The sequence below is a fragment of the Desulfofundulus salinus genome, from assembly GCF_003627965.1.
Classification (GTDB): domain Bacteria; phylum Bacillota; class Desulfotomaculia; order Desulfotomaculales; family Desulfovirgulaceae; genus Desulfofundulus; species Desulfofundulus salinus.
The window spans coordinates 1-16,960 of record NZ_RBWE01000003.1 but is presented as its reverse complement, the minus strand read 5'-3'; the positions used below and the strand labels follow the sequence as shown (position 1 = coordinate 16,960).

General features: G+C 51.4%; 16 protein-coding genes. All 16 read right to left on the bottom strand.

The genetic code is table 11. The features are described 5' to 3' along the window. Positions 1–122: 122 nt before the first annotated feature. Entirely contained in the window at positions 123–818 is a 696-nt protein-coding gene (locus D7024_RS14490; RefSeq protein WP_243113866.1) for an alpha/beta fold hydrolase, read from the bottom strand. Between the two features lie 93 nt (positions 819–911). Then, positions 912–1,334, bottom strand: coding sequence for a Zn-ribbon domain-containing OB-fold protein (locus tag D7024_RS14485; RefSeq protein WP_121452626.1), 423 nt, complete (start codon positions 1,332–1,334; stop codon positions 912–914). A 15-nt stretch (positions 1,335–1,349) separates the two neighbouring features. Beyond that, entirely contained in the window at positions 1,350–2,366 is a 1,017-nt protein-coding gene (locus D7024_RS14480) for a hydroxymethylglutaryl-CoA synthase (RefSeq protein WP_121452625.1), read from the bottom strand. A 4-nt stretch (positions 2,367–2,370) separates the two neighbouring features. Then, positions 2,371–3,546 carry a thiolase domain-containing protein gene (locus D7024_RS14475; protein WP_121452624.1) on the bottom strand — a complete coding sequence of 392 codons (1,176 nt, stop codon included), beginning with the start codon at positions 3,544–3,546 and terminating at the stop codon, positions 2,371–2,373. Positions 3,547–3,583: 37 nt separating this feature from the next. Further along, positions 3,584–4,360 (bottom strand): enoyl-CoA hydratase/isomerase family protein, encoded by a 777-nt coding sequence (locus D7024_RS14470; RefSeq protein ID WP_121452623.1) that lies wholly within the window; start codon positions 4,358–4,360, stop codon positions 3,584–3,586. Between the two features lie 12 nt (positions 4,361–4,372). Next, positions 4,373–5,230, bottom strand: coding sequence for a 3-hydroxyacyl-CoA dehydrogenase (locus D7024_RS14465; protein WP_207543895.1), 858 nt, complete (start codon positions 5,228–5,230; stop codon positions 4,373–4,375). Between the two features lie 55 nt (positions 5,231–5,285). Then, positions 5,286–6,443 (bottom strand): acyl-CoA dehydrogenase family protein, encoded by a 1,158-nt coding sequence (locus tag D7024_RS14460; RefSeq protein ID WP_121452622.1) that lies wholly within the window; start codon positions 6,441–6,443, stop codon positions 5,286–5,288. Positions 6,444–6,481: 38 nt separating this feature from the next. After that, positions 6,482–7,669, bottom strand: coding sequence for a CaiB/BaiF CoA transferase family protein (locus D7024_RS14455; protein WP_121452621.1), 1,188 nt, complete (start codon positions 7,667–7,669; stop codon positions 6,482–6,484). Between the two features lie 220 nt (positions 7,670–7,889). Next, positions 7,890–8,663 carry an SDR family NAD(P)-dependent oxidoreductase gene (locus D7024_RS14450; protein WP_121452620.1) on the bottom strand — a complete coding sequence of 258 codons (774 nt, stop codon included), beginning with the start codon at positions 8,661–8,663 and terminating at the stop codon, positions 7,890–7,892. Positions 8,664–8,780: 117 nt separating this feature from the next. Further along, positions 8,781–9,836 (bottom strand): zinc-dependent alcohol dehydrogenase, encoded by a 1,056-nt coding sequence (locus tag D7024_RS14445; RefSeq protein WP_121452619.1) that lies wholly within the window; start codon positions 9,834–9,836, stop codon positions 8,781–8,783. A gap of 35 nt (positions 9,837–9,871) precedes the next feature. After that, positions 9,872–10,693, bottom strand: a complete 822-nt coding sequence (locus tag D7024_RS14440) for a beta-keto acid cleavage family enzyme (protein ID WP_121452618.1) — start codon at positions 10,691–10,693, stop codon at positions 9,872–9,874. Positions 10,694–10,744: 51 nt separating this feature from the next. After that, entirely contained in the window at positions 10,745–11,842 is a 1,098-nt protein-coding gene (locus tag D7024_RS14435) for a hypothetical protein (RefSeq protein ID WP_165859426.1), read from the bottom strand. Positions 11,843–12,170: 328 nt separating this feature from the next. Then, positions 12,171–12,581 (bottom strand): PaaI family thioesterase, encoded by a 411-nt coding sequence (locus D7024_RS14430; protein WP_121452616.1) that lies wholly within the window; start codon positions 12,579–12,581, stop codon positions 12,171–12,173. Positions 12,582–12,611: 30 nt separating this feature from the next. Next, complete coding sequence (locus D7024_RS14425; protein WP_121452615.1) at positions 12,612–13,694, bottom strand: Ldh family oxidoreductase; 1,083 nt, start codon at positions 13,692–13,694, stop codon at positions 12,612–12,614. Positions 13,695–13,697: 3 nt separating this feature from the next. Next, positions 13,698–15,620, bottom strand: coding sequence for a TRAP transporter permease (locus D7024_RS14420; protein WP_207666973.1), 1,923 nt, complete (start codon positions 15,618–15,620; stop codon positions 13,698–13,700). An 82-nt stretch (positions 15,621–15,702) separates the two neighbouring features. Next, positions 15,703–16,710, bottom strand: coding sequence for a TAXI family TRAP transporter solute-binding subunit (locus D7024_RS14415; RefSeq protein ID WP_165859425.1), 1,008 nt, complete (start codon positions 16,708–16,710; stop codon positions 15,703–15,705). Positions 16,711–16,960: the final 250 nt, after the last annotated feature.

Below are 16,960 nucleotides of genomic sequence, written 5' to 3'. Positions count from 1 at the left end.
ATTTTGCCCTGCGCGTCGAGGGTGATTTTGGCTTCCGTGTCAAAGGTTTGTTTGGTGAATACTACTACCTTCATCTTAATAAACACCTTCTCCCGCTAAAGCTTTCAGAAAGGTACCGCCACTCAGTTTGCCCGTATCATATTTAAAAAGTCAATTATTGCTTCGTTTACTTCTCCGGGTTTTTCCAACATAGTCATATGCCCGGCACCGTAAATAATTTTTAGCCGGGAATTTGCTATTTGATTGTTTAAGTATTGGGCATATTTAACCGGCGTCATTTTGTCTTCATCCCCAACAATGATCAGGGTGGGAACTTTGATTTTCTGAATGTCACTCATCCGGTCAAAACTGTCACAGGCCTGATAATCCGCCAGGTACAGCGCGGAGGGAAGCCCTTCCATTTCTCGCCTGAAGCTTTGCACCAGGCTCTGCGGAACGGCAGAACCAAAGAGGTTGTTTATATTGTGCAGCGGCAATTCACCCCCGGCCAGGGTCTCCAGAACCTGCGGATTCACCCTCAGCCGTGCTCCCGTGCCTACCAGTATGAGCCCCTGCAATTTTTCCGCATGGCACAGGGCAAACTCCAGGGCAATGGCGCCGCCCATGGAGTGCCCGGCCAGAACGAATTTCCTGCTGTGTAAAGCATCGATAAAACCAGCAACTAACTCGGCGTACTCGGTAATGGAGGCAAGAGGCTTCCCCCCGGATCGTCCGTGTCCGGGTAAATCCAGGGCTACCGCCCGGTATAAACCTTTGAGGGCTTCCAGCTGAGCGGACCATCGCCGGCTGGAACCTCCCGCACCATGAACAAATATCATCAGCGGTTCTCGGCCCGTTGTCTCCTGGTAGTAAATTTTTAGGTCGTTATATATAAGGTATGGCATTCAACACCTCTGCCTTTTCTTCATGAATTAATTTTTTTGGGGCCGGAACTTGTAACCATACCTGATCACATCTTCTTCCGTGTATATTCTTCTGATGACCAGTTCCACCGGCATGCCAATTTCTACTTGATCCTTTTCCACATCCACTAGCTGGGCCACAATGCGGGGCCCTTCATCCAGTTCCACCAGCACCACCGGGTAGGATTGGCGGTAGGCCGCTTCTTCACTGAATTCCGGTGGCGCCCCGGCACCGGCAATAATGGTATATGAATAAACCTTGCCCTTGCCGCTTAGCTGTGCTTCTACAAATTGATCGAAATTACCGCAATACTTGCATCCTGCTTTGGGCGGGAAATTTATTTTGCCGCACTTCAGACACTTCAGGCCCACCAGGCGGTAGCGCTGCTTGATCGCCCGCTGGTACATGGGTATGGATATATGGGCTCCCACTGGTAAATCACCTCGCTAGATGTATCTTTTAACCTGCAGGTACTGGGTGTAACCAAGGTAGGTTTTATTTGCATCCAACTGCTTTCTAACCGTATTTCTCCCTTCCTTTAAGGACATACCGGTCACTGTTAAGCTAACGGCCATACTTCCCGCCCCAGATCCATATGCCGCCAGTAAAATTTTTTCCCCGGGTTTGGACTGGTTCAGGACAGCAGCCAGGCTCAACAGGGCAGAGGAAGCACCCGTGTCGCCGGTTTGCTCGTAAAGCAGGCCGGGAGCCAGTTGCTCCTCGTCAAACCCCAGTTTTTTGGCCACACTCTTCGCACTGCGGCCATCGATCTCTTGAATAACCAGGTAAGTGTAATCAGAAGGCTTCCTACCCAGCTTCTCCATCAGGCTTTGGACCGCCCGGGTGACCAGCTGGTTGTAGGATGCGAACGTAAAAGCCCGTACACCTATATCTCTGAGGTTGTTGTCGCCTGCAGGGCGGAAGCGCTCCCCCAGCATTTCACTGACGAAAGAATTGAAGCCGTCTATCTCAGCAATGAGATTTTCCGTACCCAAAATATAGGCTACACCACCGGCACCAAGACCATGTTCAATGCTTTCCCGGGGGCAAGCCCGCGGCGCATCGGCGGCAATCACCAGGGCGTTCCGGCCGCTGCCGGCACTGAGAAAAGCCCAGGCCGTCAATAAAGCCTCACTGCCCGCCCTGATGGACTGGCCGTGTTCGGTAGCTATTACATCCTCCCTCAGGCCGAGCATAACCGCAGCGGCTCCCGATACCATCTTTTCCTGGTAGGGAGGATTAGTGGAAGCCCAGCATAGTATTTCAATCTCTTCGGGGTTTATGCCGCATTTCAGGGCCTCTTTGGCCGCCTCAACGCCCATGGTTAACGCATCTTCGTCAAAATCCATGACGGTTTTTTCTTTAATGCCGGCGGCACAGTTACCCCAGGCCTGCTGGTATTCCTTTTTGGTTATTCTTAACCGGGGCAGGTATGCGCCATAACCGACTATCCCCACTGCCATCTTGCTACCCCTCCCGCCTGTAAATGAATACCGTCGCCGTACCACCAGACCCGCCCACGTTGTGGGAAAGGCCAATTTCGGCGTTCTTTATCTGCCGCTCCGGGTTTTTAGCCTGCCCGCGCAACTGGTTAAATACTTCATAGGCCTGCCCGCAACCGGTAGCCCCAATGGGGTGGCCTTTACTCTTCAACCCGCCGCTCACATTGACGGGGATACGTCCGCCCAGGGAGGTAGCCTCTTCATCAAGGAGACGGCCGGCTTCTCCCTTTTCGCAGAATCCCAGGTCATAGTAGGCCACCACTTCCGCGATGGTGAAGCAGTCGTGCACTTCCGCAAAGTCAATGTCCTCCGGTTTTACTCCGGCCTGCTTGTATGCCTCCTGGGCGGCCATGCGGGCGGCCTTGAAACTGGTGATGCAATCCCTGTCCTGCACGGCCAGGTAGTCGGTACCGGCACCATAGCCAATAATATAAACGGGGTGATCGGTGAATTCCCTTGCCCGCTCCTCGCTGCACAGCAGGACCACCGCAGCCCCGTCAGTGGTGGGACAACAATCCCAGATATTCAGGGGATAGGCCACCGGTGCCCCTGCCATGGCCATTTCCAGGGTAATTTCCCGCCGGAACTGCGCCTTGGGGTTCATGGCCCCGTGTCTGTGGTTTTTCACGGCCACCTTGGCCAGCTGCTCCCGGGTTAAGCCAAATTCGTGCATGTACCTGCTGGCCACCAGGGCATAGATGCCGGCAAAGGTCAACCCGGCCATCCTTTCAAATTCGGTGTCTCCGGAAATACCCAACCAGTATTTCGTCTTGGTGGAGGAAACATCCCGCATCTTTTCTATCCCTCCGGCCAGTGCGATATCACACTTGCCGGAAGCCACCGCGCAAATGGCGCTGTACAGGGCAAAACCACCGGACGCACAGGCATTTTCCACCCTGATGGCCGGAACGTGAGGCAACCCCACATGCCCCATCAAAAGAGCGGCAAGTTGTCCCAGTTGAAACCCGCTCCCTGCGCTCAGGGACCCGATATAGGCCAGTTGAATTTCTCTGGGATCTATTCCCTTGTCCACACTATGTAGCATGTCTTTAAAGGCCCAGGCAAAAAGTTCCTTCACCCCCAGGGTGGGGAATTCGCCGTAAGGCGTCTGCCCGGCGCCGACAATGGCCACTCTTCTCATCGCTCATTCCCCCGCTTTAAGGAATTGCCACCTGTTTTTACCTTCCTTTATAAACCGGGCGTCTCTTTTCCAAAAAAGCAGTCAACCCTTCCAAATGATCCTCTGTTCCAAACAGTATTGTTTGAGCCAGCCTTTCCATGATTAAGCCGGATTCAAGGCTGACATTGCTGCCCCAGTTGATCACTGCCTTGGCAAAACGAACGGCGAGAGGTCCTTTCGCCATTATCTTCTGGGCCATTTCCTTGGCTGCCCGCACTGCCTCACCGGCGGGCACTACTTTGTTAACCAGCCCAATCCGGTAGGCTTCGGCGGCATCAATGATTTCACCGGTTAGAATCAATTCCTTGGCATTACCAATACCTACCAGTCGGGCCAGGCGCTGGGTGCCGCCTGCTCCGGGCAAAATGCCCAGGTTCAGTTCCGGCTGGCCGAGCCTGGCGTTTTCAGCGGCCACGCGCAGGTCACAGGCCAGGGCCAGTTCACAGCCGCCTCCCAGGGCGTAGCCATTAATGGCTGCAATGGTAACCTTCTCCATGTTGGCCAGGCGGTTTAAAATGGCCTGGTTCTCGTTTACAAAGGTTTCCAGCATGGTTCTTTCTTTCAGGGAAGCCACATCTGCACCGGCCACAAAGGCTTTATCCCCCGCCCCGGTGAAAATCAGTACCTGTATTTCCTCATCTTTTTCCACCTGGTCAATCAACGAGTTGATCTCCTGCCAGGTTTCCCGGTTTAAGGCATTGCGAACCTCCGGGCGGTTGACCGTGGCCACGGCAATGCCTTCTTCCTTTTCCAGGATAAGGTTTTTGAAACCCATTATGTCCTCCACCTACTTCCCGGTATAATCATAAACGCCTTTACCTACCTTGCGTCCCAGTCTGCCCGCCTGAACGTACTTAACCAGCAGCGGGGCGGGGCGGTACTTCTCGCCCAGAGTTTTATGCAGGTATTCCAGTATTTTTAACCTGGTATCCAGCCCTACCAGATCGACCATCTCAAAGGGGCCCATGGGATGGTTCAGACCAAGCTTGAGGGCTTTGTCAATGTCCTCCGGTGTACCCAGACCTTCCTGAAGCATTAAAAAGGCCTCGTTCCCAATGAGCGCATTGATCCGGGTGGTCACAAAGCCCGGAAACTCGTTGATTTTCACGGTCTCCTTGCCCATTTGTTTACAGGCTTCTGCGGAGATTGCGTAGGTCTCCTCCGATGTTTCCAGCCCGCAAATAATTTCGACCAGTTTCATTATGTGTACGGGATTGAAGAAATGCAGGCCAATCACTTTTTCCGGTCTTTTTGTGGCAGCGGCAATCTCGGTAATGCTCATGGAGGAAGTATTGGTCGCAAGGATGGTATGAGTGGGGCAGTATTCATCAAGCTTGGCGAAAACGTCCTGCTTCAATTTCATATCTTCCGGGACGGCCTCAATAACCAGATCCACATCCTGAGCCGCTTCTTTCAAATCGGTAAAACAGCTGATGCGGGCCAGGGCGGCCTCTTTATCTTCCGGCTTGACCTTGCCCCGTTCCACCCCTTTTTGCATGTTGTCCTCAATGATCTTCAATGACTTTTCCAGATACTCGCTGCTTACATCCTGCATGTTAACCTGAAAGCCGCCCAGAGCACAGACATGGGCTATTCCCCTTCCCATGGTACCGGCACCGATCACGGCAACCTTTCGAACTATCATTATTGTTCTCCTCCCCGGAAATAATCTCTCTAAACATGCTGATTGTCTGGCCGGTCTAGGCCAGTGCATATTCCTTCAACAGCTGGCTTGCGATAATGTTCTTTTGGATCTCCGAGGTACCCTCGTAGATTCTGGTAATTCTGGCGTCACGGTAGTACCGCTCAATGGGGAAATCCTTCATGTATCCCATCCCGCCAAAAATCTGCACGGCCTTGTCGGCCACCCGGCAGTAGGCCTCGGAAGCAAAATATTTTACAGCCGCGGCTTCCTTGATCACTTTCATGCCCTGGTCAACCATCCAGGCAACTCGATATGTGAACCACCTGGTAGTTTCAATATCGACAGCCATATCTGCCAGCATATGTTGCACCGCCTGGAAGGATGCGATGGGCTTGCCAAACTGTACCCTTTGCTGGGCATATTGAACACACAGTTCCAGCAGTTTTTGCATGGAGCCCAGGTTGCGCGCGGCCAAACCGGCACGTCCGTTGGCCAGGATTTTTAAGGCATTGACATACCCCTGGCCTTCCTGGCCCAGCACATTTTCCACCGGCACCTCGCAGTCCTCCAAAATGACCTCCGCAGTATGGGATCCCCGCAGGCCCATCTTGCGTTCGATGGTACCGATCCGGAAGCCCGGGAAGTCTTTCTCCACAATAAAAGAGGTGATTCCTTTGGGTCCCTTGGATTTGTCGGTAACAGCCATTACGGTAAAAATGTCCGCCTCGGGAGCGTTGGTAATAAAGTGCTTGGTGCCGTTGAGGATGTATTTATCTCCCTTGCGAACCGCCGTCGTTTTTATGTTTGCCGCATCCGAGCCGGCATCGGGTTCGGTAAGGGCGAAGGCACCAAGGCGATTGCCGGAGGCGAGATCCGGAAGATACTTTTTCTTTTGCTCTTCAGTGCCCAGCTCCACTATACCCACCGTACCTATTCCTGTGTGAGCACCGATAAGAGTGGTAAAACCGTTGCAGGTGCGTCCCAGTTGTTCATAAATGAGGCACTTTCCCAGCATGCCGATGCTACCCACGCCGCCGTATTCTTCGGGTATGCTGAGACCAAACAGGCCCATTTCCTTTGCCTTTTCGATGATCTCTTCCGGAATGCGATCCTCTTCGTCAATACGCTGGCTGACAGGATCTACTTCATTGTCCACAAAATCCTTTACCGTTTCCACCATCAGTCTTAATTCGTCGTTAATATTAAAATCCATCATTACTCCTCCCACGGCTTTTTATTTGGACCGGCAACTTAAATTATTCCCTTTTCTTTCAGCTCGTTTATGTCTTCCTCACTGTATCCCAGGCCGGAAAGCACTTCCACGGTATGCTGTCCCAGCAGCGGCGGGGCCATGCGCACTGAACCCGGTGTTTCCGACATTATAATGGGAATCCCCAGCACTTTCATCGTACCGATGGTTGGATGTGGCACTTCCTGAATCATACCCAGGTGAACCACTTGCGGGTGGGATAATACCTCGGCAATGTTGTAAATCGGACCGGAAGGAACACCTGCTTCCTTTAATTTGGCCAGGATTTCCGCGGAAGTTTTGGTCCTGGTGTAATCAGTCATCAGGGCAACCAGTTCTTCCCGGTTCTTTACCCTGTCTGCATTAATCGCGAATTTCGGGTGTTCTTTTAAGTGGTCGAGACCCAGTGCATCGCACATTTTCTTCCATAACCAGTCGTTGGGTACGGCAATGATTATGTACCCGTCCTGCGTTTCAAATACCTGATAAGGTGCCACGTTGGGATGGGCCGAACCCAAACGACCGGGAATCTTGCCGGTGGCCAGCACCCCCTGGGCCAGGTAGGTTTGCAGCGACACTATGGCCTGCAGCAGGGAAGCTTCTACATACTGGCCCCGGCCCGTTTTTTCCCTGGCCAGCAACGCCAGCAGTACACCCAGGGCTGCATAGAGCCCGGTGGTCAAATCAACCACTGAAAAGCCGACTTTCACGGGAGGCCGGCCCGGTTCACCGGTCACACTCATAAGCCCTCCAAAGGCCTGCATCAACAAATCGTAAGCCGGCTCATCCTTCATAGGTCCGGTACGGCCAAAACCGCTTACGGCGCAATAGACCAGGCGCGGGTTGATTTCTTTCAGAACGTCGTAACCCAACCCGAATTTCTCCATAGTCCCGGTACGGAAGTTTTCAATTAAAACGTCCACCTGGCTAACCAGTTGTTTAACAATTTGCCTGCCTTCTTCGGTCTTCAGATTTAACGTGATCCCTTTCTTATTGCGGTTCAGGCTAAGATAATAGCAACTTTCTCCACCCCATTCGGGCGGTTTATAGCCCCTTGTCTCATCACCGACACCAGGCTGCTCCACCTTAATCACCTGGGCACCCATGTCAGCCAGCAACATGCTGCAGAAAGGACCGGCCAACGTTCTCGACAGTTCTAAAACCCGGATACCTTCCAACGCTCCAGCCATAATACTCCTCTCCTTTTACATCCTTTTGCATTTTTTATTTGCTCCTGGTTCCAGCTATGACCTCTCACTGAAGACCTGTACATTGATGTGTTCCGTCAAGGGAATTGCTTTTCCTTTGTGGAACAATTATACTAACAGTCATTATATTGTGTCAATATCTTCTGTAAATAGAAAATAGAAAGGTAATAATAGAATTATCAAAGGACAGGTATGTTCCGGTTCAGTCAATGGTTCTCCCGCCGTCTATCAGAATAGTCTGGCCGGTGAGGTAATCCGAGGCCGGCGAGGACAAAAACAGCATCGTCCCCACCAAATCTACGGGCCTGCCAATTCTCCCCATAGGGATTTTTGATAGTATACCGGCATAGACTTTTTCGTCCTTCAAGTATTCTTCCGTTTGCTCGGTAACTATGTATCCAGGGGCAATAGCGTTAACATTGATGTTGTAGCGGGCCCATTCATTGGCCAGTACTTTTGTCATCTGAGCGACGGCCCCCTTGGTCATAGCATATATGCACAGGTTAGGGTGCCCGCGTACGGAGGATACCGAAGCAGTGTTAATTATCTTGCCCCTTTTCTGCTCAACCATATATCTGCCCACCTGCTGAGCCATAAAAAAAGCCCCCTTGGCGTTGACATCAACGATACTGTGCCAGTCTTCCTCGGAATATTCCAGGGCCGGTTTTCTGATATTCAACCCGGCGTGGTTAAGTAAAATATCAATTCTCCCGAAACTTTCCACCACTTTTGCCACCGATTCTTTTATTTCCCGGGTATTTTTGAGGTTGCAGGGGAAGATCTCTACCCTTACTTGGTATCCCGACAATTCTCTTTTAAGCATTTCCAGCTTTTCCTGCCTGACATCCAGCAGCGCTAGGCTTACGCCGTTCTGGGCTAGGGCGGCAGCGAACTCCCGACCTATGGAACCGGCTGCCCCTGTTATAAGCGCTATCTTACCGGCCAGGTTAAAAAGCGACTTGTAGTCAGTATTCAAAGATAAGCCCCCTTATAGAAATCATTTTCTTTAATTTTCTTTAATTTTCTTTAACCGCTTCACTTTGCTGCGATTCTTAAACTCCAGTTCAGTCCCCTTCTAAAACAAATACTATTTCTAAGGATAAAGCAATATTTTACCCCTTTTTTTATTACTTGCAAGATCAAAAGCAGCTACGGCCTCTGCCAGTCTAAACCTGTCGGTGACAATATGTTCAAAAGGGAATTGCGGCAGACCAGCATACTCTATAGCCTGCAAAAAAGATTTCTTACTGGTCCCATAGGTACCCTTTAGGCCGATTTCTCCCCGTACCATGCAATCCATGGGCAATGAAAACCTGCCCGTAGATATTCCCACCAGAATGACTTTTCCGCCTTTTTTTACCAGGTATATGGCCTTTTCCGGCACTGACGGATGACCGGAGCAGTCAAAAACTACGTCCGCGGGCCTATCCTGAAGATGCCCGGCCAAGGCTGAAAAATCAGCAGGATCTACTCTTACCGGAATGGCTTTTATTTTCTTCACTATTTGCAGTCTTTCTTCATCGTCAGGAAGCCCCGCCACCAAGGTTTTACCGGATCCCAACCCCTTACAGATCACCGCTATCCCCAAACCTATGGGCCCTGGGCCAAAAATTACGATGTTCTTGTTTTTAACGTCGCCGATCTTGTTTACGGCATGCACACCAACTGCCACCGATTCCAAAATTGCTGCCACCTCATCTGAGATTTTATTACCCAGCGGCAGGGCGTTGTCCCGAGGGACAACCATGTACTCCGCCATACCGCCGTTTCTTCTGAAACCAAACTGCAGAGACAGGGGCGGGGCTGTCAGGGTGCGCGGTCCGGCCTGGCAGATGTTTTCTTCCCCCTTAAGGCAGTTGTCGCAGGCATTGCATGGTATGTAGGGGTTGATAACCACCCTTTTCCCCACTATATCCGGTTCCACACCAGATCCCGCCGCCTCCACCACACCGACAACCTCATGGCCCAGTACCACGGGGTAATTAATCCATCTATATCCCTCATGACCCAGGTACATGTGCAAGTCGCTACCACATATGCTGCTGGCGGTGACTTTGATGAGTACCTCGTCATCCTTCAGAGAAGGAATCTGTAAATCAGTCAGCTCGATATCATACTGCTTCGTTGACTTTTTAACAAGGGCTTTCACTGTCTAGCTCAACCTCACTTAAAATATAGTTGGCCTTATCTCCGGCCTAACTGTAAAATCTCCCTTGCCTCGTCCGGCCGAGCAACTTCTCTGCCCAGCTCCTTTATTATCCTTACCGCCCTTTCAACAAACATCATGTTGGTTCCAAACATTTTGTCCTCGTATGAATAAAACAGATTGTCTTCCAGCCCTACCCTGATGTTACCCCCAAGAATTACCGCCATGGTTATCAGGTCGGTCTGCACCCTGCCAATGGCCGTCACTGAAAAAGTACTCTTCTCAGGTAAAATCTCCACCATGTGAAGCAGGTTTTTGGGAGTCCCAGACATGGAACCGGGAACGTTAAAAACGAGGTTAAAATTTAAGGGAGGTCTTAAAACCCCCTTTTTCAGCAAAAACCTGGCATTATCCACCATGGAAATGTCAAAAACCTCAATTTCAGGTACCACACCATTTTCGTACATCTTCTGGGCCAGGTATTCGATCAGGTCGGGAGGGTTGAGGTTGACGCCGTTGGAAAAGTTGGACGACCCGGTGGTAAGGCTGGCCATTTCCGGCCTCAGATCGATGCATGCGCCCCGCTCAAAATGGTTTCCCGTCCTGGCTCCCGTGGATAGCTGGATGATAATGTCGCATTCCTTTTCAATCAGCTCTTTAATTTCCCTGTAACGGTTGACGTCCGCAGTGGGCTTTCCGCTGTCGTCCCGGGCGTGTATGTGAGCCACCGAAGCTCCAAGGTGATAACACGCCACAACATCCCTCGCAATTTCCGAAGGCGTGATGGGAGTGTGGGGATTATCCTTCTTGGTGGGAACGCTGCCCACCGGTGCAACCGTAATAATTACCTTTCGCTTCATACTACCCTACCCCCTCAACTATTTGGTTTATCACGTTGTTACTGAGTTCGCTTAAAAAAAAGCCAGGAGTACAAAATGAAAATATACCAGGGCGACCAGGAACAGCAAAAGGGTAAACCTTAACTGCCACCTGACGCCTACAGTAAATGGGTCGTTGCCCGTCATGTTGGAAAGGCTCAAGCTGCATGCGGAAAAGGGCGAACAGGTTACAGCCAGCCCCCAGCCTGTAACCACCACCACCGATAAAAGGGCGGCGGGCAACCCCAGTGACTGGGGAGTAAAAGACGCGACAATGCTGGTGGTAGTCAGTACGGGGTGAAACCCCACCAGAGAAAGCCCCACCACTATGAGGATTATTACGGCGGTTAAAAGAACGGGGCTGTCTGAGACACCGGAAAAAATCCGGGTCAGGTATTGAACTGCGCCGGATTTGCCCGCGGCAACCGCAAAAAAGCCTGCACCCAGAAAGATTACCACTTCGTTGGACATCCTGGGCAAGCCGCTGCTGAGAAAATTTTTGAAGTGAATCCACTGGGTCCTGGTTTCCCCGGCTAACACCGCCCAGATAAAGGGATAGATCAGTGACATCAGGGGAACTATGGTAAGGATGCCCAGAGGTGTAGCCCAGTCCAAAAAAACTACAAGGCATAGGAGCAGGATCACCGCAATAACAAGCCAGCAAAAATCCCTGTATACCTCGGAGCTCCCGGCATGCTTTGCTGCGCCGGAATTGCCCGGAGAAACAGCCTTACCATACTCCTCCTCCCTCATACCCCACAACCTGTTTTCAACCCAGCCCAGCGCCAGGGCCACAGCTGCCAGCGGCAGCCCCACAGGGATAACGTCCACCAGGTTTCCGCCCCAATAACCCAGAACCAGACCCAGCGCCCCTGAATTGGGTGACCAGAAGCAGGTAGTGGTATATCCACGGGCCGTTGCTCTGGCCAGCATATCAAGATTTCTGCCGGCAATGCCCGTTTTCAATATGTAATAAGTTATAGAAACACAGGCAATATTGACAATCACACCGATGAGGTGAGACGTGAGGTGGGTTAGCAAATACAATCCTCCGTCGCTCCGCACCACCCCTTGCAGCACATGTTCCAGGGACCGCCGGTAGCGCGGAAAAGTGAATGGAATGCTAAGCATAGGCACAAACATCATGAGAGTCAGTATTTTACCGTTTTGCGTGACGGCGCTGCACCAGGTAGCGACATCGGCGCCACTTGCGAACAATAATATCGACCCAAGCCCGAACAAGCCGGCGCAGGCAAAACGAGTAATGCCACTTATGGCGGGTAGGCACTGAAGCAAGGTAAGAACAGTGATAACCGTGACCAGCCCTTCTAATCGGACTGGTCCCTTGAAGGCCATAGCCAAATAGGAGAGGCCGCATAAAAAAACTGAGTAACCCCGAAGGCCATCCGCCATTCTGCCTATGGGCAGACCGGAAAAGATAAACCGGGACTTTTCCTGCCTATTTGTTTCCATTACTTGCCTGCAGGGGCCTCACCTTATAAGTGGCAGTACCAATAGCCACCAGTTGACCCTGGTTGTCAAACACTTCAGCGGTGCCAACCATTAAATTTCCTTCTTTAACTAATCTGGCAAATGCAAATATATCGGAATCAACAACAGGGTACAAAAAATTTACCTTTAATTCCACCGTTGCCGCCCCGTAGTCTTTACCAATGGCGCTGTTGACAGCCACTGCTACCGCCGCATCAACCGCCGTGGCAATGATCCCGCCGTGAACACTGCCATAAATCTGCTTGAGACTTTCCGAATTCCTGACGTGAACTCCGGGTTGCCCCTCCGCATTCCTAATAATTTCCATACCTATATATTTCCAAACGTTGCCCGTCTGGAGCAAATCCAAGTCTACCATTTATTTGTTACCCCTCCCCGCTGCTTGCTTTTAAATAGTAACTTGATTGGTTTTCATAACCCTTTCAAACAAATCCCTCAAACCAAATTTGTCCGCCAGTAACGACAGCTCACCTATGAATACCCGGGGCAGGGTCAAACCCTCCAGCAAGTTTTTCTGCCTTTTCTTCTCCTCAATTTCGCCGGGAAGAAAAATCTCTTTCACCTCCGGAGCCCGGGGAGAGTTCTTGACCGATTCAATGAGCCGGCCTAAACGACTGTAAAACAGATCCTTATTTATAAAATGACCGATGTTAATAGCCATCAGGAAATGACCCGTCCTCTGCTTGTTGACAAAGTCAAAGTACAACGGGGTGACCTCTTCCCCAAACCCGGACCCGGTTAATACCCCGGCCAGAATGTCAATCATCAGGGCCAGCCCGTAGCCCTTGTATCCCGCCATGGGTTCTAAAAGCCCACCGTCCAACACCGCCTTCGGGTCGGTGGTGGGCACTCCCTCCCTGTCCAACCCCCACCCAAGGGGTATCTGCCTACCTTCCTTTGCGGCTAGTTGTATCCTGCCTATGGCAACATTGCTACAAGCCATGTCCAGTACTATAGGCACATGGTTCCACGCCGGCACGGCGATGCACAGGGGGTTGTTGCCCACCAGGCGCCTGGACCCTCCGGTGGGGGCCATCAGGGGGGTGGTATTGGAAAGAACGATGCCTATCTGTTCTTTTTTTACGGCTAGAAGGGCGTAATAAGCAGCCACCCCAAAATGAGTACTGTTCCGCACCCCCACGACCCCTATCCCCGTATGTGCGGCTTTGGCAATAGCCATCTCCATGGCCCTGGTGGCAACATACTGTCCCATACCGTGGTCCCCGTCAATAACGGCCGTAGCTACTGTTTCCTTGACCACAGAGGGTTCTGCCCGGTTATTTATCAGCCCGAGTTCCATTCTTTTCACGTAAATCGGCAGACGTAACAGCCCGTGGCTGGATACCCCCCTCAAATCGGCTTCCAAAATAACATCAACAATGATATTGGCCGCCTCTTCTGCAACTCCCAATTTTAAAAAGAGGGCAAGGCAAAATTCTCTAAGTCTTTCGACGTTTACTTTTACCTTCATAATTTAGAAGACACCACCAGGTAAATTTGATTTAACCTCATTTTTGACCTCACTTTTGCGGAATTTTTGCAGGATAAATGCCAGCACGATTAATGCAATGCCAGCCGTATCCGTAGATATACCGGGCTTAATTAAACAAAGGGCAGCAGCAAAGAGTAAAATCCTTTCCAGTAGATTGGCCCTCTTAACCAGCCAGCCCTCAATGGACGCAGCCAGGGCAAAAATGCCCACAAAGGCAGTGCAGGCGGCACTGACTATCTCAATTGGTTCGCCGATCAGTATCAGGGCAGGCCCGTAAGCAAACATAAAAGGTACTATGAAGGCAGCCAGGGCTAGCTTAAAGGCCGTTAACGCGGTCTTGTTTACATCGGCCCCGGCAACGCCGGCGCCAGCATAAGCTGCCAGGGCCACCGGCGGAGTAACCGCTGAAATAATTGCATAATAAAAGGCAAACAGGTGGGCCGCCAGAAGGGGAATGCCAAGCTGGACTAGGGCCGGAACCAACAGGGCGGCCTGGATAATGTAGGCAGCCACAGTGGGAAGACCCATCCCCAAAATCACGGCGGTTACCATTGTAAACAGAAGTGCCAGGAATGAATTGCCGCCAGCCAGGGACATGATCAGGGTGCTCAAACGCAGGCCCAGTCCGGTTAACGAAATTATGCCAATGATCACACCGGCAGCGGCGCAGGCAATGGCCACTTCCAGGATGGTGCGGGCGCTAGCTTCGAATATTTTTAAAAAGTCCACCGGTTTAATGAACCTGGGGTTGCGTGCAAAAGTTACAATTATCAGCGTGACAATGGCGTACAGGCCGGCCTTAAGAGGGGTGTAACCCGCGATTAAAAAATAAACTAAAGCCACTAAAGGCAATACGTAGTGGAAACCTTTGGCAAATTCCTTGGTAAAGCTGGGCAACTGGTCCCTAGGTAGCCCCTCGATTCCTTCTTTTATTGCCCTAAAGTGAACCTGAAGACCAATGCTGAAAAAATACATCAGGGCAGGAATGGCGGCGGCGGCGGCAACCTTTATGTAAGGTATGCCGGTAAATTCAGCTATGATGAAGGCGGCTGCGCCCATGACGGGAGGGGCAAACTGCCCTCCGGACGACGCGCAGGCTTCCACCGCTCCCGCAAAATGAGGCTTGTAACCTAGTTTTTTCATCAGGGGAATAGTAAAGGCCCCGGTGGTAACCACATTGGCCACGGCACTGCCGGACAGCATGCCCATGAAACCACTGGCCACTACGGCGGTTTTTGCCGGGCCGCCCCTGAACCTCCCCATGAGGGCTAGGGAAACCTGGTTGAAGAAATCACCCGCACCGGTTTTCTCAAGGAAGGTTGCGAAAAGGATAAAGATAAAAATGTAGGTAGCGGACACGCCCAGGGGAATGCCCAGGATCCCTTCCGTAGTATAAAATACGTGGTCAATAACCCAGCCCAGGTCGTATCCCCGGTGCCGCAACATGCCTGGCAGGTGCTGCCCGAACAGGGCATAAAGAAGAAACGCGGCCATTATAATGGCGAAGGCCCGCCCTAGCATTCTTCTAGACGCTTCCCACAAAACCAGAATGCCCACAACTCCCACAACCATCTCCACACCTGTCAGGGGTGTCACATAGGCCAACCGGCTGGCGATATCTCCCGAATTGACCACCACGTACCCGAAGCTGGCCAGGGCCAAGATTATAAAAATCAGATCGTACCATGGAACCCTCGGGTCTTTGGCTTTTGAAACCCTGCAAATCATAAAGGAAAGGACAATAGCAAAAAGCAGGTGCAAAGAGCGCTGGAGAGTAGACTCGAAAATTCCGAAAATTGTTGTATATATCTGGAAAAGTGTCATCATAACGGCAACAGCAGTGATTATCCTTTCCCAGGGAAACTGCCGTTTTTTTTCAGTCCTGTCATTCAAGATCGAGGGCAAAACAAATACCTCCTTACGATTATTCTCAGGAAAGTTGGCCCCAGCAACTAATCGCGTAGCACCGGGACCAACTCACAAAAAGTTACTTGATTATACCTACTTCCCTATAGTACTTTTCCACACCCGGGTGTAGCGGAACGCCGAGGTCCTTGGCTATGGTGTCCTTGGTCATGTATTCCAGGCTCTTGTGAACGCTTTTCAACTCGTCAAGGTTTTCATAAAGTGCTTTAGCTATCTTGTAGGCCAGATCCTCGGGCATGTCTTTCCTGATAATCAGTATGGCGTTGCTGCCCAGGCAGGGCGTATCCTCTTCCATACCTTTATAGGTACCGGCTTTTATGGTGATATAAGTGTAGCCCGGGTTGAGCTTCTTTAACTCCTCAAACTTTTCCGGCCTCAGGGGTAAAAGCCTGACTCCGCCCGCCTGGGCGACCTCCTGAATAGAGGGGGCCGGCCAGGTTGTGATCGGGGAATACATATCAATCTGCCTGTCCTGCATCAGGCTGGCCGAGTCGCTGTAGGAAACCCGCTCCACTTTGGCCATATCCTCGAACTTCAGCCCGTGAACCTGCAGCACCAACCTAGTCATTGTTTCACCTGATAGCCCTTTGGGACCAGGCGAAATACGCTTGCCCTTTAAATCTTCAATTTGTTTGATATCGGAATCGGCCCGCACCACCATCTGCAGTGCCGAGGGGTAAAGCCCCGCCAGCCCGGCTATGTTTTTGAGCGGTTCCTTAAAATTCTCTTTGCCGGCAAGGGCCTCTGCCGCCGTATGCGAATAAGTAATCCCTATATCATACATGCCTTTGTCCACGCCCAGGGCGTTTGCTTCACCACCGCCCTGCTGCACCGATACAACCGCCCCGGGAATATTGTTTTGAATTATCTTAGCTACGGCCCCGCCTAGCGGGTACCAGGTCCCTCCCGCCGGCCCGCTGGCAATGGTCAGGTTAATAGTTTCTGCCGCACCCCCACTTTTCTTGTCTTTGTTCTCAGCAGGTTTTTCTTTCTGACCCCCGCAGCCAGCAGCTGTCAGTATGAGGCTTAAAACCAGTAAAACACTTAAGAGCCTGCAAATCCTTTTCATTTTCTTACCTCCTCGTATCATAGTATTAGAACCACCGGACAACCCCAGATTCCAGTTTAGGAACAATATGGATTACCCGGATGGTTGGGAACCGGTTCCTGCATTACGGGTACCGAGGCCAACAAAATCAATGCCTGATTCCACAGCGGGTACAGTACCGGTACCGGTAAATCGCGCGATTACTGTATCGTGGAATGGGTATTGATAGCAGTTGGCCAACAGTACCTCGAATATGGTGGTGATGCCCAAG